Origin of the sequence: Mycobacterium scrofulaceum (assembly GCF_001667885.1) — a bacterium.
Taxonomy (GTDB): Bacteria; Actinomycetota; Actinomycetes; order Mycobacteriales; family Mycobacteriaceae; genus Mycobacterium; species Mycobacterium scrofulaceum_C.
The window spans coordinates 61,090-85,885 of sequence record NZ_LZJW01000019.1 but is presented as its reverse complement, the minus strand read 5'-3'; the positions used below and the strand labels follow the sequence as shown (position 1 = coordinate 85,885).

Below are 24,796 nucleotides of genomic sequence, written 5' to 3'. Positions count from 1 at the left end.
ACCTGTGAGCGCGGGCGGCCGCGCCGCACCGGGTATCACCGTGGCCGGTGTCGTCGCGTCGTTTCGCGCGCCCATTGCTGCGGGCGGGCAATACTCACCTTAAATACCGCATTCGTCAATTAATAAAAAGTTTGCCATTTGCCGAGCGGCGACGCGGCGCGTGTGCAAAAGTATCGGGTGGCGGAACGATTAACTCATCGACGCGCACACAGAAACTCACAGCGAGAAAATGATCCCCCCTCAGGAGCAACCATGAAGAACACCGCACGCTTGACCTGCTCAGTTGCCGCGGGTATGGCCAGCATGGCCGTCATCGCCGCGCCCATGGCGAACGCGGACGCGACGGACGACGTCTTCCTGCAGGCGCTCGGACAACAGGGAATCAGCTTCCCGAACCTGTCGAACCAAACCGTCGTCAACGCCGGGCACGGTGTTTGCCAGGACTGGACGAATGGCGCGACCCTGGCGCAGACATTGGCCGACGTGAAAAGCGCGCTCGGGTTAACCGACAACAATTCGGGTTACTTCATCGGCGCGGCGACGCAGTCGTACTGCCCGCAGTACGTCAGCAAAGCCACGCAGAGCTAGTCGACCTTCGGCGGTAACTTCTCCTGATCCGGGCGCGGGGTGCGCTCGGATGACGAGCCCGAACGCCTCGGCAGCAGCATGAACATCACCGGAAACCGCAGGAGCGCGTCGCGGTGCGAGATTTCGAGGAAGACGGTCTCCATCTCGACGTTGCGTATCGGTTGACGCTCCATCATCAAGCGCGTGCGCAGGTGGTGCGGGCTTTTCAGCCACTCGACCAAGCTCATGCCCGCGACTCTACCCTTCTGGCGAAAGTCATTGCGGGGCCGAAGAATGTGCGTGGTTCATGTCATCGCGCGTTCAGCTCGCCGGTGATGTTGGTGGTGTTGGTCTTGCCGTCGTGGCGGTGATCGGTGGTGTTGCGGCATTGCCCGTACAACATGATTTGACCGTAGTTGTGGTCGGACGGGACGTAACCCATGTTCGCCGTCACCCCGTCCTTGTTCAGCGTGGTACCGAAGTAGTGCTGTCCCGGTGGGGGCCCGTCGTTCCATCCGTGGGCCACCATCGCGGCGCGCACTTGCTGGAAGTACGCCTCGGGGTCTCCCTGTAACAGGAAACTCATTGTGACGGTGCCCATGTAGGGCGGATCTCCTTGGTCGTTGCAGGAGGCGAACGAAAAACCGCCACTGACCCCTTGCAAATTCGCCATGGCCGCAATCTGTTTGGCCGGAGTGACGACCTGGGCCATGGCCTGATCGTCGGTCAGGGGGTGCGCGGAATCATCCACCGGATGAGACGAGCCGGGGGAATGTTGGGTGGGCGACACGGAACCGCATCCTCCTATCAGCAGCGTGGCGGCGGCCGCCAGCGCGACAAGCGTTGCTTGCCGCGACCGGCGCCCACGCTCAATGGTGGTGCTGGCCATCGAAGAAGTGATCGTCGGTGACAGAGCCTGGTGAACGGTTCCACTCCGGGTCCACGACCGCCGGCGTGTGCGGTCCGACGGTGACCGGGGGCAGCCCGGGGATTCTGATTTGGATGCCGCCGATCTGATGGCGGTGTCCGGCCATCAGGCCGTCGGCTTCCAACGCGTCGCCGTGGCCAGAAACGATGTCGGCCATGCTGTGCAGCGCCTCGCTTCCGGGGTAGTAGTAGTGCGAATGGTCGTGGGGGTTGATGCCGTTCGCGCCGGGCACCTCGGCGCGGAACCGCGTCGATCCGAAGCCGTCGGCGGCGGGGTCGGCGCCCAGCCCGGGGTCGCTGCCCATCACCTGCCCGACGATGTCGTCGCCGAAGAAGTGCTTGCTCAAGCCATTCAGTTGGCCGAGCATCCCGACCGGGTCGGTGGAGGCGTCCCCGACGAACACATGGCCGCCGTCCAGGTGGAAATCGGCGGCGCTCTTGGCGGCGTCGGTGCCCGGACAGCCAAGCAGCACAGCGTCATTGGCGTGCATGCCGTGCATGGCGAAGGCGTCGGCCACCGTCGTCGAGCCGTAGGAGTGACCCAGCACGGTGACGTGCTGTCCGCCACCGAGATGGGTCGCCCACAGTCCGTTGACGTCCTGCGCCAGCGCCGCACTGCCGGCCCGCGCGAGTTCGGGGGTGGAGATGCGTTGGACGTCGGAGAAGTCGTTGGGGGCGTCGTATCCCATCCACGCGATCACGGCCGTCGGGTTGTTGGGGTCGGCGGCGTTGGCTTGAGCGAAGAGGTTGATGGCGTCGTTGTGACCGTCGTGCAGCCAGCCGCCCTTCACGCTGCTGCTCGTCCCCGGCACGATCACCGCGGTGTTCTTCGCGGTGTCGGGGTTGCCGATGGCGATCGCCGCGCGGCCCTTGCCGCCGAACGCCAACGGGTCATAGGCGAACAGGTACGTCGGGTTGGGGTGCAGCGGATCGTTGCCGGCGTCGTGGTCGAGGCCTTGCTTGGTCTCGTTGGCGTTCTGGTAGCGGGTGATGTCGGTTGACGACAGCCCGTACTTCGCCGGGTCGCGGAGCACGTCGTCGACGGATACGCCGCTGCGGGAGGCGATGTCGCGCACCCGGTTGAGGTCGCGGGTCATCACGGCGATGTTGGCGTCGCTGCGGGCGAGCACCGGGACGCCGTTGAGATTGCCGATCTGGTCTGGGTTTTCGGCGATGAAGCGCTGCCGCTGTTCGGGTGTCAGGGACGTCCACCAGCGATGCACGTCCTCGGGTTTGGTGTCGGGCGCCGGGATTTGCGTGTCGGCGTCGACTTGGCGCAGTGACTCGGGGTCGTACCCGTCGGCGCGCAGATTGCCCAGCGACGTATGCAATGTGGCCGAATAGCCGGTGCGCAACGCCTGCAGCTGTGCCAGCGCGGCCTTGGTGTCGCTGATGGCGTCGTCTTCGCAGGCGCGGACGAGGGCGTCGAGCGCCTGCCTGTCGGCGGTGCTGAGGTGCGGGTCCTTCTCCATGTCGACCGCCTGGCCGATCAGGTCGTCGAGCTTCTGCAGCTCACCTTCCAGCGCGGCGATGTCGCCGGCCCCGGCCTTCTGCGCCTCGGCCAGGGTTGCCGCGATGTTTTCCAGGTCGGCGCCGATCTTGGGCAGCTGGAGGGATTGGGCGCCCAGTGCTTTGGTGACGCGCTGCACTTCGGCGGACGCGTTGATCGGATGGTCGCCGTTCTGATGATTCCAGGCCGCGTCGAAGCGCTTGCGGGCCTGTTCGAAACTCTCGTTCGCTTCCTGGGTGCAGCGGCCTGCCTGGTGAAAAGCCTCGGCAAGATTCGAAATCTGAAACGGGCGACCGGCCTGCAGGCTTTGGTTGATCGCCCACGGATCGCCGCCGGCTTCGGCGATCAGCGCCGGAACGCTTATGTACCGGAGCTGCATCGCACCGCCTGCTGTTTTGCGGCGTCGCCGCCTCCCATGCCGGTGAACTTTACTATCGGACGCCCTGCTGCACGCTTCACCCCGAGCACGGTCTGGGGGCGGCCGCACGTCGTTCGGCGGGCTCGCCACACGGCCGATTGGCAGGAATTCTCCAGGCCGTCAGCAGTTCGGACAATTAGCATTCGAAGCGTGAACGCGCAGGCCGAAGGCTAGCGACTCGCTCTGGTGGTTGGACAATTCACCGGAATCGCGATGAGGAAGTCGGCAGCGATATTTGTGGCCGTTGGGGCTTTGATGCTCAGCGGAGCGCCCTCTCACGCTGACTCGCCCTCGCCGAGCCCCACGCCGACGCCGGGCACGCCGAAGTGTCTGACGTTCGACGGGCCCCAGCTGAACTGGCTGCCGTGCGGGTGGACGACGGATGGGCGGCGATGGACTCCGCCTCCGCCACCGCCACCGCCTCCCGGCTGACGCCCGGCGCGATGCCGACTATTCAGCTTTTCATAATCCGCTTTTTCCCTGCCTTTCCTATTCTTCGTATTCCTGCCGTTGGGCAGCCGTCGCCGGACGGCGTTGTCGCCGGCGCGAGGAAAGGAAGCGCATCGAATGTCCTCACGTCGCTGGCTGACCCGACTGGCCGTACTCGTCACGGCTGGTGCCGCCATTCTCTCCAGCGGCGTCGCAGCCGCCGATCCCCTCGACGACGCCTATCTGGCCCAGCTGCGTGCCCAGGGCTTCAATTGGCCGCCGGAGCACGACGCCGCTCTCACCGGGATGGGGCGCCTCATCTGCGACGACCTGGGGTGGGGTTGGACGTATGACCAGATCGCTCAGAGCGTCCACGCCAACCTGGATCCGCGGAACGTGACGTTCGGGGACGTGCATTCCATGGTGGCCCTCGCGCATTCGACGTACTGCCCCCTGCAGCGGTGTTGGACCGACCACTGCTGAGATTGGCCCGTTAAAATCGCCGCGGGTTCCTTTACGAATCGCTCATCGAGTTTTGTCACCATTTCAGTGACGTGGTCTTTGGTGCGGGTGTAGCGTCCCGATCAATTTCATACGGGGCGTGGCAGAAAGACGAAGCGATGAGATCAGCGATCGCGGCCGCGACGGCAGCCGTTGTTGCCTTGGGTCTGAGCAGCGCCGCGCCCGCTCGAGCTGACACGACTGCCACCGTCAAAGCGCCGACCACCAACCGCATGGTCGGGCCAACCCCGAAGTCGGGCCAGGAGGGCGTCTACAACGCCGGCCAGGTACTGACTCTCGTGTGCCATACCGCGGGCGAGCCCGTGAAGGGTTTCTACAGCTACCAGATCGCCAATGGCGGCTGGGACAGCCTCTGGTACAAGACAACTGACGGTCACTACGTCGCCGATGTCGACATCGACACGCGCACTCTCGACGCGCTCGGGCCCGACTGCGCCGGCGGGGGCGTCGCGGCAGCGGCCACGTCGAACGCCGGCGAGGACAGGGCGGCACGCGCTCTCGCGTGGGCGCGGGACCAGATGGCCAGCGACCCGAACAACACCGTGCAATGCGAGACGTTCGTCGAACAGGCCTACAACCACGCGTTCCGGTACCCCTCGGCGATGGATGCGTTCAACGACTTCAACCGCAAAGGGCAGATCCACGCCAGCCCGGACAACATCCCGGAAGGGGCACTCGTTTTCACCAGCAATCCCGGGTTCGACCACGGCGCGGGACACGTGATGCTCAGCGAGGGCAACGGGCAATACCTGACCGCCAATTACTTCACCCCGCCGCACATCCGGGAAATCAGACCGAGCCCTCACGACGGGCAGAACATCTTTCTCGGTTGGGCGTACGCGCCGTAGCCGCTGAGGCCCGCGCCGCCTGTGGTACTCACGACCACATGGACAAACCTTCACCGGGGCCCGGATGGTGGCTGGCCTCAGATGGCAAGTGGTATCCGCAGCAGTGGGAGTACACGTGGGATTTCTGCGAGGGGGACACCGCGATGGACGAGATGAAACTGAAGGCGGATGAGCTCGGCCGTCTGGGGTGGGAGATGGTCGGCCTCGACGCCGACCACCGCGGGGCGTTTTCCGTCGCGTGCTTCTTCAAGCGGCCCATCGCGCCCTAAGCCCGGCGCATCAGGCCCATTGGGCCCGATAGGTGAGACGTGACCGGCACAAGTGGGTAAACAACGCTGCAACGCGTCGGGCGCGTCGGTTGTGCAATCAGCTAGTTGAAAGGCGGCATCAGATGGCTCGTGACGAGGGTGGCCGGTGGGACGTCGGTATCAAAGACGACGCGGTTTTTGTTCAGCGCGTCTCGGATGCCGACGAGCAACTGTTCATCGATTCGCTGGATTCGGATGAGGCCCGCAAACTGGCTGAGCTCCTGACGAAATTCGCGGACAAGCTGGACAACTCCGACAAATCGGCGGACTCGGAGAAGGGCAAGGACAAGGACAAGAAGGACAAGAAGGACAAAGGCAAGAAGGACAAGGACAAAGACAAAGACAAGGACTCCGAAGACGGGGACGACGAGGATTCCGAAGACGACGAAGACGACGAAGACGACGACGACAAGGACGACACGGATTCCGACGAGTCATCTGACTGAGTCCACAAAGCGCGTCTGCACGCAGCGCGTCGACCGCGAGTAGTCCTCGCCGGGCCGAGGTTCCCTAATGTAAATCATCGGCCAGAATCTTGTCCGCGGCGGATCGGCGGATGACTATTGGATGGGTACGGCCGCGGAGGAGAAACGATGGCACCGGAGCGCTGGAAAAGTCTCGCCGGGTTATGCGCGCTTCCGATCGCCCTGTCACTGCCCCCGACCGCGTTCGCCGACAATCCGTCGTGGAACGGCCAATACGCGATCACGTTCATGGTCGGCCCAAAGGCCGGGACCAGCATGGCGGTCGGCAATCCCGAGGTGCAGCACACCGAGACCTATGGCATCCGCTCGAGTTGCAGCAACGGAAAGTGTGTCGCCACGATCGTCAGCGGTCCGCCACCGACCAACCCGACGGTTCCGCAGCCCGTCCAATTCACGTGGGACGGAAAGTCTTGGTCGCAAACCAACGATTTCCAGTGGGACTGCATGATGCCCGACACATCTATCCAGTGGAATCCGGCGCGCGCCACCGTGACCTACACGCCGCAACCCGACGGATCGCTCGACGGCCTCATGCACACCGACATTTTGAGCGGCGCCTGCCAAGGCACGATCGACATGGATATGAAGGCTGAGCGGGTGTGAATTCGCCCGACGCCGCTAGTACTCAAATTCAGCAAACGCCAGACACTCTCTGGCCGCCCGAATAACCTCGATCTAGGTTTGGGCGCAACCCACTCCCGGCACGGAACTCCGGCTCGCCCGTAACGGTCGCCGGCAGCGATATCGAAAACTGTCCAATCGGCGGGGATGGTCCACCTGCGGAGCGCACCCACCGGGGGATGCGACCACAAAGGAACATCATGAGCACACCCGATCACCTCGACCGCATCGCTCGGTCAAGGCTGACGAGGCTGGCCGCCGGCACCGTTCTCGCCGCTGGGCTGGGGATGGCCGCTATGGGGCTGACCGCGGCGATCGCCAGCGCCGACCCCGCACCGCCGAACACGCCCAGCCTCAACCCCACCGCGGCTCAACATCCGCACTCGGAATCGGGCCTCTGCAACCAAACCGTGGTGCCGCGTGGCGCCCCGGCGCCGCCCCCCGGCTACTGCGGGTAAGGGCCGGCGAATGAACTGGGCGACGCTGTTGACCAACGCACTCGTGCCTCTGGCGTCGGTGGTTTCGAGCGCCACCGTCGCGATCTGGACGAAGCGCATCGACGCCAGGAACAAGGAGGAAGACCGCCGACACGAACGGGTCCTCGACTTCGAGAAGCGGGCGGCCGATGACAAGAAGGCTGTATTGAAGTCGCTGATCTCGGCGACCATCTACGTCAAAAGGGCGGCCCAATACGAGGGCTCCGGCACCCCCGAGGAGGTCGCCAGCCAGCGGCGCGCCGAGGCCATCCGGGAGCTCTACGACTTCCGCATGCGTCTGGGCCTCGACGATGGGGTGGCCGAACTGATGGTTTACGCCGCGCCGCCGGTGCGCGACGCGGTCAGTCTCCTGCTCGACGAGTGGGACCGCCAGTTCCGCGAGCATGGCTATTCACTGACCCAATTGGATTCGTGCAAGCGGCAATTGGCGCAGACCACGGCATGCCCCGCCCCGCAGGATGACGTGACCGTGTACTACGAGGGCGAACTCAAGTGGTCCGAGCTGAGGAAGGTGGAGACGGTATGGCTGGACAGGTTGGGCAGCGAATCGGATCTCGACCTCGAGGCGCTCGTCCAGTTGTGCGACCGCACGCTGGAGGCCGCTCACAAGGACTTGCGCGGCGGCTACGGGCTCGAGTGCTGACTGCTGCCGGCGCCGGGAAAAACGATCACCCACCGCGGGCGGCCGGGCGCAAACCGTTTGCTGATTGCCGAGCGTCGTGGCGGGGTAACCAGATGACCGTGCGTTCGTTGTGTGTTGCTGCCGCCGTCGGCGTAGCCATCGCGATGGTGGCGCCCGCGCCCGCTCGTGCCGACTTGAGCGGCTACGGAAACTGCGTCGGAAGCATTACCGAAATTCCGCTGTGGGAACACGACTACCAGAACCAGCAGCTCATCGGGACCATCGAGCAGGATCTCAACTCCGGTGTTACCCCGGCTGCCGAAGCGCAGAAGGTCTCGCACATGGGATTTGACCCGCGCTTGGCCAATCGCATTGTGGAGTGCGTCGTTCAGGAGCATCCGTAAAGTCGGCGGCCGCCACCGCGTTTCACGGTGGCGGCTCCGGCGGTGAGTGACGGCGTCAGTGTGGTTGCGGTGTCTACGCCTTGCGGGTGAGCACCGGCAGGTGATTGGGCGGTGAAACCGGCGGGCGGGGGTGGGTGCGCGCCGGCGCGTCGGTGACGACCGTCTTGCCGTTGGTGCATGTGACGAGCTTGCCGGCGACGATCACGCCCTGGCCCTCGTCGATCGGGATGTCATAGCCGTCCGGGTCGGTGTAGTGGCATCCGCCGCCCCCGCCGGTGGGCCCGCTGGGCTCGGCGTAAGCGGTGGCAGGTGCCAGCGCGACGATGGCCAGCGCGCCGAACAGCGTGGCGACGTAGCGGAACCGGATCGGCTTGTGGGTGTTCTTCATGGTGGTCTCCTGTAGGTCGTCGCGGCCCGTCGTTCGGGCTTGCGTTCATCGACTTGGAGCGACCGAGAGCGCCGAAGGGGACACTTTCCCCAGGGCAGTGGGGGATGAGCGCCAGCACCGCTAGTCAGCCGCCGCTGGTGTAGGCCGCGACCGCGTTGTGGAACTCATCGTTTGACGTGGTTCCGACCATCGCGTGTGGGTATGGGCTATCCATCGCCAGGAAGGAAAGCCGATGACCCGACGCAACGAAGACGACGACACCGCCGACGACGCCCAGACAGGGGAGGACGCGCCGGTCGTGCCAGAAGAGGGCGAGGGTCCGTACCCTCCGGTGCTGGGCGAACCCAAGCCACCGATCGGGAACTGAGCTGTCCAGGTTCGCGACCGCCCGAACCCGCGGCCGCTACTAGCGCGGCGACGACAACCCCAGTCGACCGGTGGCGACCCGCGCGGGTTGCGAGCCGCAAACCCTTGTTCGACGTCAAGACGCCAGCTCGCCGCGTTATACGGCGGCCCATGCGCACGCCGACGGCGAACGCATCCTTTGGGTTTGGTGAACGAGCCAGGTGGTTTCTCACACACACGAATAGCCAAGGCGCCCAGCCGAACACGGCGCGATCCGGCCGCTGGATTCGGCCCAGCTAGACCTCGGCGTGCGTGAGCTATGAGTCCGCGGGTTATCAACGCATCCGCGGTATTTGACGGTTGCTCATTCACGGTGTTAAACCGGCTTGAGAAGGGTGCGGTGATTTCGTCGGCGCTGACCGCCAGCCGCTTACGGTGGGATGCAGTTTGAGAATCTGAGCCAGGCGGAGCTGGTCGGTGCCGCCGGGGGTGATCCGTGGGCGGTCAACCAGAGCTTGCAAGCGGGCAGCCCATTCCAGATTTCTCAGCTCGCAGAGGCCTTCCATGCCGCGGGCCGCTGCACCGCGGAGGCCGAGCACTCATTCGAGCAGGCCCGTAAGCGATTCGACGCCGCCTGGAATCACCAGGACGGCGACCATCCGATCAATGGCTCCGCAGAGGTTGCGCGCCTCACCAAATCCCTTGGGCTACATACGGAGCAGCTGCCGAAGATCGGCGACGACTTGGAGAACATCGCCGGCATGCTGGCCGCGGCGCAGAAGGAGGGCGCCGCGGAGATCGCCTTACTGGAGCGCCAGCTGCGGCTCTTGGACAAACTCATCACTGCGGCGAAGAAGGATCTGCAAGGGCCGCTCGACGCGAAGAGTCGGGCTCAGCTGGAGACGTTGATCCGAGACGCGCACGCGGACGCCGACGATGACACGCGCGACGCCTTGAAGCAGATGAATTCAATCCGCGACGTTTACACGAGGTCGCTGCATCAGGCGCAGGCGAACGGCAACCTGACCCCGCAGGAGGCCCAGGCCGTGGGCGAGTTCAAGCCGGCTGGCTTCGGGGATGGGCAAGGCGCTGCTCCCGATCCCAGGATCACCGGCCCTGCAGGGCCACCCCAGCACGAGCAGAACACCTATGACCTGCAGGACCAGTTCCAGGACGGGCAGGGCCCCACGTTTGGCGGCGATCCGCGCGACGGCTTCCCCCGCAGCCCAGCCTCAGAATTGGCGCAGGGTCCGCCGGGCACCCGGCCACTGCCGACGGGAACCGCGCTGGGCCCCGACGGTCACCGGTACGCGTTCTTCAGCCATCCCGACGGGAGCGTTCAGGATGGGGTCAACGAGTACGCGACGAACGGCAGCGTCTGGGATTACACCGACCCCGGTCACCCCGTCAAAGTGGGCGACCTGCCGGGGATATATCAAGCCTCCGGGGTATATGACCCCGCAACCAGGCAGATGGTGATCATCGGGAACACCAGTAACAAAGTCGGCGACACCAACCGGGGCCTGTGGGTGTCGGGACCGATCGACCCGGCCAAACCCAATGCGTGGGTCAATTCCTTGCAGCGGGTGGGCGATGTCAGCCTGCCCGGTGACCGTGAGAGCCAAGTGGTTTCGCTGCAAGGCGGCGGATTCATGCTTGTCGGCGCCACGAACGGCGGACCGGTGCAGGCCATCACCGCGGCTACCCCACAAGGACTGATGGGGGCCACACCCCAAACACTGATCGCGCCGAGCCAACTGCCAACTGTCTACGGTCCCACCGTGATCGGCACATCCCTCAATCCGGCAACTGGGCTCGAAACGGTCCAGCTGCGGGTGAGTACGTGGCCGCCAGGACCGATCTATGACCCGAACACCTGGACGACCAGCTTCGGCGTCCAACATTAGGGAGGCGAGACAGCGTGTCATGCAAAGCGGCCATAGTGGCTTCAACCGCCGCGATCGCGGTATTGGGGATGGGGTGTTCCCGCTCAACTCCCGGCGTCGCTACGGCAGCACCGCCAAAGTTTCCCGACCTCAACGCTTTTCAAGCTGTCGACCCCGGACCCTATACCTCGGCCGCCCGCGCGGGCGGCGCCGCCTATTTCGCCACCCCCGACGGATTGCAATGCATTTTGCCCAATTCGGCCAAGCCAGGTGATCACGTCAGCGCAAGCTGTGACGGACCGCTTCCGGGGCTTCCTGACAACGCCCCGGTGGGCAGCGACGGCTGCTCGATGGTGGGATCGCCGACATCACTGCCGACCGACCTCGGCCCCTACACTTTCCAGAAGGGCACCGGATGCCCGATCATCACCACGCCGCTGCTCAACGTCGGCCAAAAAATCACCAAGGCAGATATCACCTGCGTGGTGGGCGCTGACCGGCTCACCGCCTGTATCGACCCACAACTCAACCGCGGGTTCGTCCTTGACCCCGCCGGATCATGGACTTTCTGAAGCACCTCACAGCTCGCACAAAGCCTGTGACGTCGGCAAAGAGGTACGATTTCACCGTGATTTACCGTCGCGGATTGGGCCTGGCAGCGCTTATCAGCGCCGCCTCCCTCGCGTTTGTGCCTCTCGCGGCGGCCGATCCTGACTCCCCGTCTTATGGGCAAGGCAAACAGGCAATCGACGAACAGATCCAGCAGTACCACGTCCAACTGGGCCCCAGCACAGACTGGGCCCAGTACTGCCAAAGGGTGCTCAACAGCGATTTGAAAAGCGGCAAGGTCACCCGAGTGGACTCTCCCGCTGATTTCATCGCCGGCTGCCAAGACGAAGGCCGCGCACTCGCGCACTGAGGTCTGGCTCTGAAATCGTGGCAGGCGCGAGCCGCCGGGAAAGCAGACGAACGTTTCAGTCGTCCTCGGTGTCCATTGGCTTAGCAAGCTGCTTGTCCCGGCAAGGTGCCGCAGCAACGGAGTTTTCCGCCTCTCCGCGCGGCACCAAAGGCTGGCCAGATTGACGCTGAACATCACCACGGTGGCGGCGTGGCTGATGTCCCAGACTCAGACTTCCGTACTACTCGCCACGACGCCGTAAGCCAGTCGTTGTAGGAAGTCACACGGCGCGGCGTGAGGGTCATGGCGTTAAGCGGAGATCGGGGCGATGAACCGTGATCGAATGTCTTGGACACGTCTTGCCAATGACGGATACGCGACGTTTTCGCACGTCAAACGTGGTGCGCGATACTGGGATTGAACCAGTGACCTCTTCCGTGTCAGGGAAGCGCTCTCCCGCTGAGCTAATCGCGCCGGGGTCAAAAGCTGGAGGTGGAGACGGGAATCGAACCCGTGTGCACGGCTTTGCAGGCCGTTGCCTCACCACTCGGCCACTCCACCGCTGGGATTGATGCCACTTGCACCTTCGAGCGGATGACGGGATTCGAACCCGCGACCCTCACCTTGGCAAGGTGATGCGCTACCAACTGCGCTACATCCGCGCGCCTCGGACGAGATCGTCGCCCGTTGCGAAGCACGACGATAGTCCACGTGAGCGGGCACATACAAATTTCTTGGTACGAGCCGCGTCCAGGCTAGCGCAGACCCCGACAGGCGCACGCGGCCCATACTGGGGGAGCCGGTCCGTGCTAGTCTTCGACGTCGTTCGCCTCTCGGCGCAGGTCCCGTGGCTCAGTGGGAGAGCGTCCGCTTCACACGCGGAAGGTCGCTGGTTCGATCCCAGCCGGGACCACCACCAATTGGCTGTTCGAGCGCGAATTTTCCCGCCATCGCCGCAGGTCATTCCGCGATATGGTGACACGACCAGTGCAAGGCGCACCGGCCTTAGTCGCGAGGACAGAGACCGTCGATGGCCGACGTGGACGCAGAGGCGATCCAGCAGGATCTGATCGCCGGGGTCGCCGCGGAACTCGATTTCGAGGATGTCGAGGAGATTGGGCGCGGGGGATTCGGGGTCGTCTACCGCTGCGCGCAGCCCGAGCTCGACCGCCTGGTGGCGGTCAAGGTGCTCACCAACGACCTCGACCCCGACAACCTCGACCGCTTCCTGCGCGAGCAGCGCGCGATGGGCCGGCTCTCCGGGCACCCGCACATCGTCACGGTCCTGCAGGCCGGCACCACCCGCAGCGGCCGGCCGTTCATCGTCATGCCCTACCACGACAAGGGGTCACTGTGGGGCTTGGTCAGCGGCCAGGGCCCCCTGCCGTGGCCGGAGGTGCTCAGCATCGGCGTCAAGCTCGCCGGGGCGCTGGAGGCCGCGCACCGTTCCGGCATTCTGCACCGCGACGTGAAGCCGGGAAACGTCCTGCTGACCGACTACGGCGAGCCGCAGCTGACCGACTTCGGCCTCGCGCGGATCGCCGGCGGGTTCGAGACCCGCGCCGGGGTGGTCATCGGCTCACCGGCGTTCATCGCGCCCGAGCTGCTCGAAGGAGCCACGCCGACAACCGGTTCCGACGTCTACTCGCTGGGAGCCACGCTGTTCTGCGCGCTGACCGGCCACCCGCCGATGGCCCGGTCGGTCACCGAAATGCTGACCGAACGGGGCGTGCCCGGCGACGTCATCGCCGTGATCGACGCCGGCATGACGCGCGACCCCACGCGCCGGCCGGTCACCGCGCTCCAATATGGCGAGCAGCTGCGGGAGGCGCAACGCCGTCACCGGATCCCCGTCGACGCGATGGTCGTGCCCGTCGACCTCGCGGGATCGACAGTCCCGGCGGCCGCGTACCGCGCTCGCGAGACCGCGTCGACGCCGCCGGCGCCGGCGACGAAATTCCGTCCCCCCGCCTCGACTCGATCGCTCGTTCCGCGCGACCGGTTGATGGCGCTGCTTCGCGAGGCCGGGCGGCGGCGGCTGATCCTCTTGCACGCGCCGTCGGGATACGGCAAGACCACCCTGGTGGCCCAGTGGCGCGCCGAACTGACCGCCGCCGGCGTGACGGTGGCCTGGCTGACGGTGGACGCCGACGACAACAACGTGGTGTGGTTCCTCGCCCACCTGCTCGCCGCGATCCGGCGGGTGCGTCCCGCCCTCGCCGAACCGCTCGAGCAGATGCTCGAACAGCGCGGCGACGAGGCGACCCGCTACGTGTTGACCTCGCTGATCGACGCGATCGACGACCTTGGCGAACCGCTCACCCTGGTCGTGGACGACTGGCAGCGGGTGTCCGACCCCCAAGCGATCGATGCCCTGCGCTTCCTGATCGAGCACGGGGGTGATCATCTGCAGATCGTCGTGACCAGCTGGTCGCGCCCCGCGGTGACGTTGAGCAAGCTGCGAGTCCGCGACGAGCTGGTCGAAATCGATTGCGAGAAGCTGCGTTTCGACGCCGACGAGGCGCGGTCCCTGCTCAATGACGTCGCGGGGCTGCAGCTGGCCGGAGAGGATATCGCGGCCCTGACCGCGTCGACGGACGGCTGGGTCGCCGCCCTGCAACTGGCGACGCTGTCCCTGCGCGGCGGCGGCGACGCCGGTGAACTGGTCAGCCGCATGTCCGGTGACGACGAGGCGGTCGAAGAGTTCCTCGCCGAGAATGTGCTGGACACCCTGGAGTTCGAGCTGGTCGAGTTCATGATGGCGACCTCGATCACCGAACGGATCTGCGGGGAGCTGGCATCGGTGCTCGCCGAAGTCGGTGGCGGACACGCCATTCTCGAGGACATCGAGCGGCGTGGCCTGTTCCTGCGGCACATCGACCATGCCCCGCAATGGTTTCGCTACCACCAGATGTTCGCCGGGTTCCTGCGGCGCCGGCTCGAGCGCGACGATCCCGGGCGTCTCGCCGAGCTGCACCACACGGCCTCGGAGTGGTTCGCCGAGCATGACCTCATCAGCGAGGCCGTCGACCACGCGCTGGCCGCGGGGGAGACCGCGCACGCGGTCGATCTGGTCGAGCGCCTGGAGACCAGGGCGCTGATCAACCAGTCGCGCATGACGACCTTTCTGGGCCTGGTCGAGAAGCTGCCCCCGCAGCTCGTGGTCTCCCGGCCGCTGTTGCAGCTCGCGTCGGCGTGGGCCAACATCCTGCTGCACCGCAGCGAGGCCACCGAGGCCGCACTACAGCGCTTCACCGCCGCGCTGGCCAAGGCGGACCTGCCCGAGACCAGGCGCGCGGACCTGGCCCTGGAGGCCAGCGTGGTGCGGGCGGTGGCCGAGATCTACGCCGATCGGACCGACGGGCTCGAGGAACTGCTGGCCGACGTCGTGTCCAGCGCGGACGAGCTGCGTCCGGTGCTGCCGCAGGCCGCGGCCACCGCGTTGGCGTTCGCGGCGATCTACCGTTTCGATTTGCCGGCCGCGCAGCAACTCCTGGCCTGGGCGGAGCCCTTCAACGAGCAGGTTGGCGCGGTGGGCGCCGTCTACGCGTGCAGCTGGGCCGGCATCGCCGCCCGCCAACGGCTCGACATCGGTCTCGCGCTGCGCAAGTTCCGCGAAGCGTTCGAGATCGGATCGGCGGTGGGCCCGCACTCCTATGCGGCCCGCATCGCCGGCGCGGTGCTCGGCGAATTGCTCTACGAGACGGGCGAATTGGGTGAGGCGGCCGAGCTGCTGGAAGAAAGCTATCACCTCGGCCCGGAAGGCGGCGGGGTCGATTATCTGGCGGCGCGCTACGTCGTCGGTGCCAAAATCAAAGCCGCGCAAGGTGATCGGGAGGAGGCGATCGGCCGTCTCGACGCCGGGATGGCGGTCGCCGAGAAGCTGCGGCTGCCGCGCCTGGCGGCCGCCATCAACCACGAACGGGTCCGGCTGGGGCTGAAACTCGAGCCCGCGGAGGCCGACCGGCTGCGGGCCGCCGGTGACGTGCCCCGGGACGGGAACGGCATCGCCACCGTCACCGCCGAGCTCGACGCGGCCTCCGGCATCCGGCTGCTCGCCCGAAGCCGCGCCCGTGACGACCGCGACCGGGCATGCCGGAACGCCAAGGCGCTGCTGGCCGGTATCGACGCGGCCGCCCGGCCGCTGGCGAACCTGCAGGCCCGCCTGCTGCTGGTCGAAACCCTTACGGCCGTCGGGCGCGCCGACGAGGCGCGCGACGACCTCGCACTGGTGTGTGCCCAGTGCGCCCAACACGGATTGCCGCGGCTGCTCATCGACGCCGGCCTCGGTTGACGGGGATCGGCCGCCTGGGCCCTGGTTGCAGCCAACTGGTGGCCCCGATAAGTGCCTACTGCTGCTGGAGAGGCGGGCATAGGCAAAACCACCTTATGGCTGAACGCGAACGACCAGGCTCGGGCGGGGGCGTGCGGGTGCTGACTGCACGGGCGGCCGTGACCGAATCCGCGGACAGATCAGGGTATCTGGTAGGCGCAGCGTCCCGGCGTGTGCTCGGTGAGGTGCACGGGTTGGCCGTCCACCAGAATCGAGCAGTCATGCGTGCCGTGATGATCGGTGTAATTCAAGGCCAGAAACTTGCTTCCGGTCACCTGCACGGTCTGCGACCACGGTGTGGGAACCCACGTGGTGGTGCTCGCCGGATACACCGGGGTGCCGGGGTCGGGAATGGCGGAGAAGACGTCACCCGCGCCAAGAACCTGATAGGTGACCGTATGTCCGCCCGCCGCAGCGGGATTGGTCTGCGGCTTCAATCCACCGGTGGCGCCGACCCCGGCGTTGGCGTTCTCCTGCCACGTTTCGGAGCGCCGTTGCGGGCTGACGCACACCGCGTCGCCGTCGTACGCCTCGCGCCACACCAACCCTGAAACGCACGTCTTTGGTCCGTACGCGCCGCCACCGGCGTAGCCCTTGCCGTCGGCTGCGGCGGCATTTTCGGCCTGGACTTCCGCCGCAATTGCGGGCGAGACGCAGACGTTGTCACCCGGTCGGGCCTGACGCGGAACCAGCCCGGGTGCGTCCCCGGGAATGCAGCCGCCATTCGCCGAAGCGGTGGGCGCCGCCACCGGGCCCAGGACGGTAAGAGCGGCCCCATAGAGCACGGGTATCAATCCCACCCCCAGTTTGCGTGCTGCCCGCGTTGCCTCGCGGCCGGACTGTGTCAGGGAAGCGCCCCCTACTGGCGCGTGACAAGACATGAGAATGACCCCCATCGACGTTTCCTTTGGTCGCCGTTTGAAAGCTAGCGCCGCCGCGATGGGGATGGAATACGGAGTTTCCCTATTTAATTCCGGACTGGCGCTGCGGGCGCCGCGCGCCGCGGCCGCTTTCACGGAAAGCGGTCGCAATGTAGGGGTTTCCCTGATGTGGCGCGGACCAATTCGGCGCTAGCATCGGTCGCTACCTCGAACCTCCGAGCGACAGGGGCCGGATGCGGAATCGAGTCACCGCCAGGGACGTCCGATATGTGATCATGCCGCTGATCGCCGTCGTCGCCGTGGCCCTAGCAGGAGCGACCACCATGGCGATTACCGCGCCGCAGTCGTATCAGCTGACCTCCACCTCGCCGCCCCCGACGCCACCCAGCTCATTGACCGCCAACGACCAGGGCTACGTGCGGGTGACCACGGCATCGAACGCTATTGGTTGTTCTATCAATGCCGAACTGGTCGCATGCCAAACCTCCTCTGACAGCTGGCCCATCAACCCGGCCGGCAGACCGTTCCACACCGTGAGCATCAGTGCCGACGGAAAGTTTCAATTCGTGGACGCCGACCTCGGAGCGCTTGCGGGCAAGTTCGAGCTGAGGCCCGGCAAGTACGAAGCCCAAGGGTGGGCCGTCACTGCGACCGCGGACACCGTCAGCTTCACCAATGACCGTACCGGCCACGGCATGCAGGTGGATACACGATCCGTCCGACCCTTTTAAGGGCTGGTCCTGTGGGGAGCCTGTGCTCGGGGCCGACGCCGCAGGACCACGCCAAATTATAGGGAAATCACTGATATCACCGGTTGTCTGGCCACGCATAGCGTGAGAACCGCACGGTGTCGAACCCGTGTGCAGCCGAAAGGACCTCCATGTCAACGAGACCCATGCCGGGGACAGTGCTCTGCACCATCATCCTTTGCGGCGCGACTCTGCTCGTCGAAGCGCCGGCTGCAAAGGCCGACCCACCGGCTCCTGCGTGTAAGCCCGGCTTCGTGTGGCGCGCCGCGCGGCCGGGGGATGCGGTCTGTGTCACGCCTGAAGTCTGGGACAAGACCGCACAACAGAATGCCGTCGCGGCACAAAACGTCCAACCTGGTGGCGGCAACGTGTGCAAGCCCGGTTTCGTTTGGCGCAATGCCTATTCGGGCGACGCGGTCTGCGTGACGCCCGACGTGCGCGATCAGGCGGCCGCCGACAACGCGGCCGCGGCCTCTCGAACGGTTACGGCCGCAGGCGCATGTCAGAAGTGGCGCGGCGTCACTGACGAACTGATCCTCGCTGAAGACAACGGCTACAAGGTCTTCGCGTACACATCATTGACCGGCCAGGCCAGTTTCGAGGGACACGGCGGACCCGAGGTCAAAGGGACCATCAACGCGGGGCCAGGCATCAGGGGCAGTGACATCGGCTTCAGCGTGATCTGGAACAACGGCTGGAACAGTAGATACGCGGGCATGATCCACCCCGACGGCAGCGCGCGCGGCGGCTATGAAGACTTCGGTCCTGGAAACGCGGGGATCCACAACGGCAACTGGGACTCGGTCGCCAAGTTCGTCTGCGACCAATAACCGGCTGCTGCAGCAGGAGTCGCCAAAAGGGTGCAGCCCTGCGGTGGAGGGCACTTCCGGTTCCGCCAGAACCAAGAGAGGGGAGCGTCTCATGCCAGTCCCTTACCGGCTCAAGCGCAGTGCCGGAGTCGACATGCACAAGCTTGCCCATACCTCCTGCCTCTTGGCGGCGGTGGCAGCGGGCGCAATCGCATTCGCTGTAGCCCCATCGCGGGCGGACCCGAACCTGCCGTATGGGCCCAATACATGTGTGCAAGGCCTGGTATGGCGGGAGGCGCGGGCCGGTGACGCTGTGTGTGTTCGCCCGGGTGATCGCACCCGCACATTACAAGAGAACGCCGCGGCCGCCGACCGGCGCGATCCCAACGGCCCTTATGGGCCGCAGAGTTGTAAGCAGGGATCGGTGTGGCGGGAGGCGTTCGACGGCGACACGGTTTGCGTAACGCCCGACACCCGGCGAGAAAACCTCGACTGGAATGGGTACCGGTGCGGCACGGTCCTCGGCGCACAGCAGCACGCGGGTTACTGTCCACCGTATCCGCCGCCACCCAACGACATCGGCTAGTTTCGTGCGCCTTCACCGAACCGCCTTTGGTGCGCGTTGCACGTGCTCTGGCTCGAAACCCATAGGGAAACACCCTATTTCCCCGACCATCCCGCTGCGCATAGCGTCAGGTAGCAGGTGAATTGAGAGGAGCTTCTCATGTCGGTGAGTACGACATCGCAAGCTGCGCGTAATCCGCTGCTAGCCGGGTTGCGGTTGCTTATGTTGCCATTGTGGGTGGCGGCGGCCACCGTGCTGAGCGGTGTGACGGTGTTACCGACCGCGTCGGCGAACGGTGGTTGCATTCCCAACGACATGGCCAATTTGGTTCCGCGCAAAGCGCGAGCGAACGATATGGTTTGCGTACCTTCGAACATCGCCCAGACCGTTCAGGACGAAAACAATGCCGCCGCAAAGGGTGTGGGCTATGTGCCTGGCGGCGCTTATGGGCCGAAGACCTGCACTTCGGGTTTGGTGTGGCGCGAGGCGTTCGACGGTGATGCGGTGTGCGTGAGTCCGCAGCGGCGGCAACAAACGTGGCAGGAGAACGCCGACGCCGGTGTCGGCAACACGGGTGGTCTCAAACCGGAGGCCGGCTTCAATCCCGGTGGAGCCCCAGCGGCCAAGGGGAGCGGCGGGCCCGATGCGGCCTTGCTCGCCGCGGTCAACGACGCTCGGCTGAATCCCGGCAAATATCCCCCGCACCCCACGGACAAGCAAGGCAACAAATGGGACACCTCCGGCGCGTTTATGAACCCCTGCCCGAAACCGTTTGCCGATTCGGGGGCGTTGGACAACACGGCGGCAACCCACAACGGCTTCATCGCCACGATGGACGCTAGTGCGGTCGACAATTATCCGAACATGCATAAGACCGCGAGCGGAGGCCTGACCACGGATCAGGGCGGACCCATCACCCAGGCCGGATACTCGAACACCGGGGAGATCGTCGCCGACGGGTTCCCCTCGGAAGCGGCCGCCCTGCAGTTCTGGATGCAAGATGACGGCGGCGCTAACAACTGGGGTCACCGCAACAAGATTTTGGCCTGTGCAGCCAACCCAGGCGGCAACCCGACCGTCCTCACCGATGCCGGCGCGGCGCACTTCGTCGGCGGCCCGAGGGGACATTACTGGACCGTCGACATGGGCTCCCACTGAAGCGCGGCATGAAGCGACCGCGACGTGAATCCTGGCGTGTTCCAAGACGAGGGGGCCTGATGGTAACGAAGGGCGACCATGTCCTGTCTGCGCTCGACATCGCGGTGGCGGTACCGGTTGGTCTCGCCGTCATCGTGAGCTGTGCGGTGGCGGGCTGCCAATCGCGAAGCGTGTCGGGCCCTGCGGGCTCGGCCACCACCACCCACGTCGCCAGGCCCATCGACGCCTGCTCGATGCTGTCGCCACAAGACATCTCGACACTGCTAGGGACGACCGTGCCGGGCAAGTCGACCGGCAAACAGCCGGACATGGGTGGTTGCTCGTGGGAGAACCCGACTACAGAGGAATCGGTGTCCATCGAGATCAGCAATCCCGGTACGGCGCCCAACAACACGCTGCGGCCCTCGCAAGCCGAATTCCCCGCTGTGACAACACCCGGACCGGATGGCATGCGGCTGATGGGGGGTGGGATGGTCGAATTCGCTGCCGGCAACAGGTCCAACACGGTCCAAGTCGCCGTGCTGAGACTCTCACCCGAGCAGGCGAATTCAGCGGCCATCGACCTCGCCCGGAAAATCGCACCCCAGGTACCGCAGTAGGCGCGCCGCATCGGCACACGATCGGAGTAACTCAAAAGTCGAAGACGACCGGCCACCCGACGACAGCGCTGATGCGTTCCGCGCGGGCGCCGGCGCCTTCGCATAGCTTGGCGACGGTTTCAGCCGAGTCGGCGGCGAAGATGCCGAACGCGTAGTCGTCTTCCGGAACGGCGAGTGCCATCAACAACCGGACCCGGGTGCCGCTCGCTGCAACGCACGCCGCACCGTCGTTAAGACGTCCGGCGATGTCGCTGATGGAATGAGCTTGCGCCGGGTGGCCATACCACTCGACCAGGAAGCGTCCCGCGTCCGCGCCGGCGACAGCCATTGCCTCACGGTAATGGACCGCACGTTCGACAGATATCAGGGATATTCCTACTCTTCGGAGCGTCGGCGGGCGCCCGTCACCCTTGCCTGGTCGCACCCAGTGGGCCACCATAAGACCGCGGCTGGGCGCGCTCAACAAAGGACGGTAAAGATGGTAGGAAACCAAGAGGGCATCGGCATCCTGAAACTCGAATGCCCGCAAGGCCATCCCGTCGGCAGGCTGCTCAAGGATGCCCCGCACCAGGCGGTCGCCTTCGACCCCGGCGCCCAGGTGGGCCCCCGCCGGTTCTGGCCGGACGAAGACGACCAACCGAGGTTCACCGTGCAATGCCGGTTCTGCGACAAGCCGGTGGCCGAGGCCACGGCCGCGTTGCAGGACACGCTCGCGACCCTGCTCGACGACGCAGCGCAGACCAGCGCGACGGCCACGCTGGCGTACGCGTAGATCGGCACCGCTACTGTAAGAGCGACAGTAGCGACCGACCCGAGAGGAATCCCGTGGCCCAGGTTCCCCCGACCTCGCACGACACCCCCCGCCCGCCGGAGGGGGATTGGCTCGGCACGCCCTACCTGACCTTCGAGCGCCAGGGGCCGATCGCGGTGTGCACGATCGACCGCCCCGAAGCGCGTAACGCCCTGACCCCGGCGATGTACTTCGGGATCCGTTACGCCGTCGGACGTGTCGCCGAAGACCCGGACCTGGCCGGGCTCCTCATCACCGGAACGGGCGACGTGTTCGCGCCCGGCGGCGACATGGGCGGCGGGGGAGCGACCGACAACTGGATCACCTTCGGCGGCGCGCTGGGCATGGACGTCACGCCGTTCGACACGGTGCGCACCTCGGCCAAACCCGTCGTCTCCGCGGTCAACGGCCTGTGCCAGGGCGGCGGGTTCCAGATCGCGCTGTGCAGCGATCTGTCGGTGGTCAGCGAACGGGCCACCTTCCGCGTGCCCGAGCTGTTCCGCGGCTACGCCGACACCTATTACAGCCAGATGCTCACCCGCGTCATCGGGCCCGTGCGCACCCGCGACCTGATGTTCACCGGACGGGTGCTGACCGCCGCCGAGGCCCTGGACTGGGGCCTGGTCACCCGGGTCGTGCCGCACGAGGACCTGCTGGACACCGCGAAAGAGCTACTCGCGCAGTGCTGTCGGACCGCGCCGCGCGCCCGCGGTGTCATCAAGTCCAGCATCGACAGCTACCTGGGCCTCTACGACCGCATCGGCATGACCAGCAGCCTGAGCGACGCCGAGGCCCGCGAGGGCTTCCGCGCGTTCAAGGAGCGCCGCTCGCCCGACTGGGTGCACCCCGACCTGCGGGTCGAGGGACGGCTATAGGTCGATCCACTCCCCGTGCGGGGCGACCCGCAACCGGTCGCCGATCCCGGCCTGATCGAAGGCCGCCGCGAACTCGTCGGCGCCCTCGCTGAAGTGGGCCCAGCCGTCGACGTGCGCCGGTATGACGATGCGGGCGCCCAGGATCTCGGCGGCGGCGGCCGCGCGCGCCGAGGTGAGCGTCAGCGGCCGGCCGCGCTCCTTGGTGGGCACCCGGGCCGCGCCCGCGAACAGCACCGCGACGTCGACGGCGCCCACCCGGTCGGCCACGTCCTTGACCGCCGCCATCGAGGCGTTGTCGCCGCTGAGGTACACGGTGGGCAGGCCGCGCCCCGACAGCACGAAGCCGGTCACCTCGCAGTTGACATGGCCGCCCGCGTCGCGCTGCCCGTCGGCCGGCCCGTGCACCGCCGGAACCGCTTGCACCGCAAGTGATTCGGACAGCTCGTAGGTCTGCCAGGGCGCGACCCCCACCGCGGGCGGGCCCAGCCGGGCGGCGCCGCCGGGGTGGGTGAGCACCAGCGGCGCGGCCAGGGCCATCCGGCGCCCGTCGTCGTCGAGGTTGTCCGGATGCTGGTCGTGGCTGATCAACACCGCATCCACCGGGCCGAGCGCTTCGGCGCTCACCGCCGGGCCGGTGAGCTTCGTCAGGTACGCGTGCACACCGGGCGGGTCGAACGTCGGATCCATCACGATCCGCCGGCCCGCGATGTCGACCACCGTGGTCGGCCCGCCCAGCACGCTGATCGCACGGTCGCGCCGCCGCGCGTCGACCCCAGGGCTCATATGCCCCGCCCCCGGCCACGCCAATAGGGTTCACGTAGATCGGCTTTCAGGATCTTTCCGCTCGCGTTGCGGGGCAGCGATTCCACGAAGTCCACGGTCCGCGGGCACTTGTAGCCGGCCAGGTGCTGACGGCAGAAATCGATGACGTCCTGGGCGTCGACCGCGCCGTCGGCCACCACGATCGCCTTGACCGATTCGCCCCAGAAGTCGTCGGGCACACCGATCACCGCGGCGTCGGTGATCGCGGGGTGCTCGATCAGCACGCTTTCCACCTCGGGCCCGTACACGTTCTCGCCGCCGGTGATGATCATGTCCTTCAAGCGGTCTTCGATGTAGACGTAGCCCTCGGCGTCCAGGCGTCCCACGTCACCGGTGCGCACCCAGTCCCCGTCGGTGATCGTCTCGGCGGTCGCCTCCGGCCGGTTCAGGTAGCCGGTCATGTTCTGGTTGCTGCGCACCCAGATCTCGCCGGCCTCGCCGGCGGCCACCGGGGCGCCCGTCTCGGGATCCACCACCCGAATCTCGGTGCCCAGCACCGCCTTTCCCGCCGCGAGCTGCAGGTGCGGGCGAGCGGAGTCGCGGTGGTCGTCGTCGCTGAGCGCGGTGACCGCGCCGCACAATTCCGTCTGCCCGTAGACCTGCACGAAACGCGTGTCGGGCCAGGTCGACAGCGCCCGGTGCAGCAGCGGCAGTGGCATGGGGGCGGCCCCGTAGACGATGTAGCGCAGGCCCGCGATCGTGGCGTGGGCCGCCTCGCCGGCGTCGAGGAACCGGGCGATCACCGGCGGAACAAAGAAGGCGTGGGTGGCGCCGGCCCGCACGGCGCCCGTGAGGGCGGCCGCGTCGGGCTCGCGGGTCATGATGGTGGGCACACCGGCCCGAATTCCGAAGAGCGCGTAGCCGATTCCGCCGACGTGAAACAGGGGCATGGCGACCAGGTTCGCGTCCCCCTCGTCGAACGGGAAGGCCGGCGCCAGGTTCGCCGCGTGGTTGACCAGCGCCCGCTGGCTGAGCAACACGCCCTTCGGGCGCCCGGTGGTGCCCGAGCTGTAGATCACCAGCGCGGTTTCGCTCTCGTGCACCTCGGCGTCGCGCTCCGTGGGAGACGCGGCGGCCAAAATGGATTCGTATTCGTCGCCCACCACGACGATGCGCTCCACCCCCGGCACGCGTGCGGCGGCCGCCTCGGCCGCGGGACGCAGCTCCGCGCCGACGAAGAACAGCCGCGCCCCGCTGTCGTCGAGCACGTGCACGAGTTCGTCACCCATGACGCGCCAGTTGACGACGGTGGTCACCGCCCCGATCGACGCCGCGGCGAACAGCACCTCGAGGCAGGCCGGGTGGTTCTTGTCCAGGAATGCGACGCTCTGCCCGCGCTGCACCCCGGCGGCGCGCAGCGCGCCGGCCGCACGACGGATCCGCGCGGCCCAGTCAGCCCAGGACCACTGCAATTCGCCGTAGCGGATCGCGACGGCATCGGGCCGCTGCTGTGCGTGCCGATCGACGAATCCGGCGAGCGTCTCCGTCGTGTTCGCCGTGGTGTCGGCTGGTGGCATAACCCCTCCGAGTTCGTTTGGCT

The 24,796-nt window shown here is 66.4% G+C and carries 28 protein-coding genes and 4 tRNA genes; 21 read left to right on the top strand and 11 right to left on the bottom strand.

The window, feature by feature from the left end; translation table 11 throughout:
• Nucleotides 1-252 precede the first annotated feature (252 nt).
• Entirely contained in the window at nucleotides 253-588 is a 336-nt protein-coding gene (locus A5681_RS02110) for a DUF732 domain-containing protein (RefSeq protein ID WP_067268927.1), read from the top strand.
• On the opposite strand, the gene A5681_RS02105 is transcribed toward A5681_RS02110, so the two are convergent.
• From A5681_RS02105 to A5681_RS02095, 3 genes are all read right to left on the bottom strand, one after another.
• Complete coding sequence (locus A5681_RS02105) at nucleotides 585-815, bottom strand: hypothetical protein (protein WP_067268926.1); 231 nt, start codon at nucleotides 813-815, stop codon at nucleotides 585-587. The two genes, A5681_RS02110 and A5681_RS02105, sit on opposite strands and share 4 nt — an antisense overlap.
• A gap of 62 nt (nucleotides 816-877) precedes the next feature.
• On the bottom strand, nucleotides 878-1,456 hold the full coding sequence (locus A5681_RS02100) for a hypothetical protein (protein ID WP_082968164.1): 579 nt from the start codon (nucleotides 1,454-1,456) through the stop codon (nucleotides 878-880).
• The gene (locus A5681_RS02095) at nucleotides 1,437-3,383 is read right to left on the bottom strand and encodes an alpha/beta hydrolase (RefSeq protein WP_067268925.1); all 1,947 of its coding nucleotides are present in this window, start codon (nucleotides 3,381-3,383) and stop codon (nucleotides 1,437-1,439) included. The genes A5681_RS02100 and A5681_RS02095 overlap by 20 nt, the downstream gene beginning before the upstream one ends.
• Nucleotides 3,384-3,989: 606 nt before the next feature.
• On the opposite strand from A5681_RS02095, the gene A5681_RS02090 reads away from it, so the two are divergent.
• From A5681_RS02090 to A5681_RS02060, 8 genes are all read left to right on the top strand, one after another.
• The gene (locus A5681_RS02090) at nucleotides 3,990-4,334 is read left to right on the top strand and encodes a DUF732 domain-containing protein (protein ID WP_067268924.1); all 345 of its coding nucleotides are present in this window, start codon (nucleotides 3,990-3,992) and stop codon (nucleotides 4,332-4,334) included.
• Nucleotides 4,335-4,471: 137 nt separating this feature from the next.
• Nucleotides 4,472-5,221: a hypothetical protein gene (locus tag A5681_RS02085; protein WP_156737811.1), complete on the top strand. Its 750-nt coding sequence runs from the start codon at nucleotides 4,472-4,474 to the stop codon at nucleotides 5,219-5,221.
• Between the two features lie 38 nt (nucleotides 5,222-5,259).
• On the top strand, nucleotides 5,260-5,490 hold the full coding sequence (locus A5681_RS02080) for a hypothetical protein (protein ID WP_067268922.1): 231 nt from the start codon (nucleotides 5,260-5,262) through the stop codon (nucleotides 5,488-5,490).
• Between the two features lie 122 nt (nucleotides 5,491-5,612).
• Nucleotides 5,613-5,975 (top strand): hypothetical protein, encoded by a 363-nt coding sequence (locus A5681_RS02075; RefSeq protein WP_067268921.1) that lies wholly within the window; start codon nucleotides 5,613-5,615, stop codon nucleotides 5,973-5,975.
• A 147-nt stretch (nucleotides 5,976-6,122) separates the two neighbouring features.
• Nucleotides 6,123-6,617, top strand: coding sequence for a hypothetical protein (locus tag A5681_RS02070; protein ID WP_067268920.1), 495 nt, complete (start codon nucleotides 6,123-6,125; stop codon nucleotides 6,615-6,617).
• A 218-nt stretch (nucleotides 6,618-6,835) separates the two neighbouring features.
• Nucleotides 6,836-7,093, top strand: a complete 258-nt coding sequence (locus A5681_RS26965; protein WP_156737810.1) for a hypothetical protein — start codon at nucleotides 6,836-6,838, stop codon at nucleotides 7,091-7,093.
• A gap of 10 nt (nucleotides 7,094-7,103) precedes the next feature.
• A complete protein-coding gene (locus A5681_RS02065) occupies nucleotides 7,104-7,775 on the top strand; it encodes a hypothetical protein (protein WP_067268919.1) in 672 nt (223 codons plus the stop codon).
• 92 nt (nucleotides 7,776-7,867) lie between these two features.
• Nucleotides 7,868-8,158, top strand: coding sequence for a hypothetical protein (locus tag A5681_RS02060; protein ID WP_067268918.1), 291 nt, complete (start codon nucleotides 7,868-7,870; stop codon nucleotides 8,156-8,158).
• 73 nt (nucleotides 8,159-8,231) lie between these two features.
• Here A5681_RS02060 and A5681_RS02055 read toward each other — a convergent pair whose 3' ends face one another.
• Complete coding sequence (locus A5681_RS02055) at nucleotides 8,232-8,546, bottom strand: hypothetical protein (protein WP_067268917.1); 315 nt, start codon at nucleotides 8,544-8,546, stop codon at nucleotides 8,232-8,234.
• Nucleotides 8,547-8,778: 232 nt separating this feature from the next.
• On the opposite strand from A5681_RS02055, the gene A5681_RS27940 reads away from it, so the two are divergent.
• The 4 genes from A5681_RS27940 (at nucleotide 8,779) to A5681_RS02040 (ending at nucleotide 11,696) form a co-directional block, all read left to right on the top strand.
• On the top strand, nucleotides 8,779-8,913 hold the full coding sequence (locus tag A5681_RS27940) for a hypothetical protein (RefSeq protein ID WP_269454937.1): 135 nt from the start codon (nucleotides 8,779-8,781) through the stop codon (nucleotides 8,911-8,913).
• Nucleotides 8,914-9,331: 418 nt separating this feature from the next.
• Entirely contained in the window at nucleotides 9,332-10,798 is a 1,467-nt protein-coding gene (locus tag A5681_RS02050) for a hypothetical protein (RefSeq protein WP_067268916.1), read from the top strand.
• 35 nt (nucleotides 10,799-10,833) lie between these two features.
• Complete coding sequence (locus A5681_RS02045) at nucleotides 10,834-11,349, top strand: hypothetical protein (protein ID WP_231996192.1); 516 nt, start codon at nucleotides 10,834-10,836, stop codon at nucleotides 11,347-11,349.
• A gap of 56 nt (nucleotides 11,350-11,405) precedes the next feature.
• On the top strand, nucleotides 11,406-11,696 hold the full coding sequence (locus tag A5681_RS02040; protein ID WP_197498478.1) for a hypothetical protein: 291 nt from the start codon (nucleotides 11,406-11,408) through the stop codon (nucleotides 11,694-11,696).
• Nucleotides 11,697-12,074: 378 nt separating this feature from the next.
• Here A5681_RS02040 and A5681_RS02035 read toward each other — a convergent pair.
• From A5681_RS02035 to A5681_RS02025, 3 genes are all read right to left on the bottom strand, one after another.
• Nucleotides 12,075-12,149: transfer RNA gene (locus A5681_RS02035), tRNA-Val, on the bottom strand.
• Nucleotides 12,150-12,162: 13 nt separating this feature from the next.
• A tRNA-Cys gene (locus A5681_RS02030) sits at nucleotides 12,163-12,236 on the bottom strand.
• Between the two features lie 28 nt (nucleotides 12,237-12,264).
• Nucleotides 12,265-12,337, bottom strand: a tRNA-Gly gene (locus A5681_RS02025).
• Between the two features lie 179 nt (nucleotides 12,338-12,516).
• Between A5681_RS02025 and A5681_RS02020 the strand changes: the two genes are divergently transcribed.
• Nucleotides 12,517-12,591, top strand: a tRNA-Val gene (locus A5681_RS02020).
• A 114-nt stretch (nucleotides 12,592-12,705) separates the two neighbouring features.
• Nucleotides 12,706-15,969: a serine/threonine-protein kinase gene (locus tag A5681_RS02015; protein WP_067268914.1), complete on the top strand. Its 3,264-nt coding sequence runs from the start codon at nucleotides 12,706-12,708 to the stop codon at nucleotides 15,967-15,969.
• A 179-nt stretch (nucleotides 15,970-16,148) separates the two neighbouring features.
• Here the strand turns inward: A5681_RS02015 and A5681_RS02010 are convergent, their stop codons facing one another.
• On the bottom strand, nucleotides 16,149-16,808 hold the full coding sequence (locus A5681_RS02010; protein ID WP_156737809.1) for a hypothetical protein: 660 nt from the start codon (nucleotides 16,806-16,808) through the stop codon (nucleotides 16,149-16,151).
• Nucleotides 16,809-17,164: 356 nt separating this feature from the next.
• Here A5681_RS02010 and A5681_RS02005 point away from each other — a divergent pair, with 356 nt between their 5' ends.
• From A5681_RS02005 to A5681_RS01990, 4 genes are all read left to right on the top strand, one after another.
• Entirely contained in the window at nucleotides 17,165-17,620 is a 456-nt protein-coding gene (locus tag A5681_RS02005) for a hypothetical protein (protein WP_156737808.1), read from the top strand.
• Nucleotides 17,621-17,784: 164 nt separating this feature from the next.
• Nucleotides 17,785-18,468, top strand: coding sequence for a hypothetical protein (locus tag A5681_RS02000; RefSeq protein ID WP_156737807.1), 684 nt, complete (start codon nucleotides 17,785-17,787; stop codon nucleotides 18,466-18,468).
• 703 nt (nucleotides 18,469-19,171) lie between these two features.
• The gene (locus A5681_RS01995) at nucleotides 19,172-20,170 is read left to right on the top strand and encodes a hypothetical protein (RefSeq protein WP_156737806.1); all 999 of its coding nucleotides are present in this window, start codon (nucleotides 19,172-19,174) and stop codon (nucleotides 20,168-20,170) included.
• A gap of 59 nt (nucleotides 20,171-20,229) precedes the next feature.
• On the top strand, nucleotides 20,230-20,769 hold the full coding sequence (locus A5681_RS01990; protein ID WP_067268909.1) for a hypothetical protein: 540 nt from the start codon (nucleotides 20,230-20,232) through the stop codon (nucleotides 20,767-20,769).
• A gap of 31 nt (nucleotides 20,770-20,800) precedes the next feature.
• Here the strand turns inward: A5681_RS01990 and A5681_RS01985 are convergent, their stop codons facing one another.
• Nucleotides 20,801-21,097: a hypothetical protein gene (locus tag A5681_RS01985; RefSeq protein ID WP_067268908.1), complete on the bottom strand. Its 297-nt coding sequence runs from the start codon at nucleotides 21,095-21,097 to the stop codon at nucleotides 20,801-20,803.
• Between the two features lie 150 nt (nucleotides 21,098-21,247).
• Between A5681_RS01985 and A5681_RS01980 the strand changes: the two genes are divergently transcribed.
• Nucleotides 21,248-21,541 carry a hypothetical protein gene (locus A5681_RS01980; RefSeq protein WP_067268907.1) on the top strand — a complete coding sequence of 98 codons (294 nt, stop codon included), beginning with the start codon at nucleotides 21,248-21,250 and terminating at the stop codon, nucleotides 21,539-21,541.
• 53 nt (nucleotides 21,542-21,594) lie between these two features.
• Nucleotides 21,595-22,434 (top strand): enoyl-CoA hydratase/isomerase family protein, encoded by an 840-nt coding sequence (locus A5681_RS01975; RefSeq protein ID WP_067268906.1) that lies wholly within the window; start codon nucleotides 21,595-21,597, stop codon nucleotides 22,432-22,434.
• On the opposite strand, the gene A5681_RS01970 is transcribed toward A5681_RS01975, so the two are convergent.
• Together A5681_RS01970 and A5681_RS01965 are read right to left on the bottom strand one after the other, a co-directional pair.
• A complete protein-coding gene (locus A5681_RS01970; RefSeq protein WP_067268905.1) occupies nucleotides 22,429-23,217 on the bottom strand; it encodes an MBL fold metallo-hydrolase in 789 nt (262 codons plus the stop codon). The genes A5681_RS01975 and A5681_RS01970 overlap by 6 nt on opposite strands.
• Nucleotides 23,214-24,773 (bottom strand): long-chain-fatty-acid--CoA ligase, encoded by a 1,560-nt coding sequence (locus tag A5681_RS01965; RefSeq protein WP_067268904.1) that lies wholly within the window; start codon nucleotides 24,771-24,773, stop codon nucleotides 23,214-23,216. Before A5681_RS01965 ends, A5681_RS01970 begins: the two co-directional genes overlap by 4 nt.
• Between the last annotated feature and the right edge of the window lie 23 nt (nucleotides 24,774-24,796).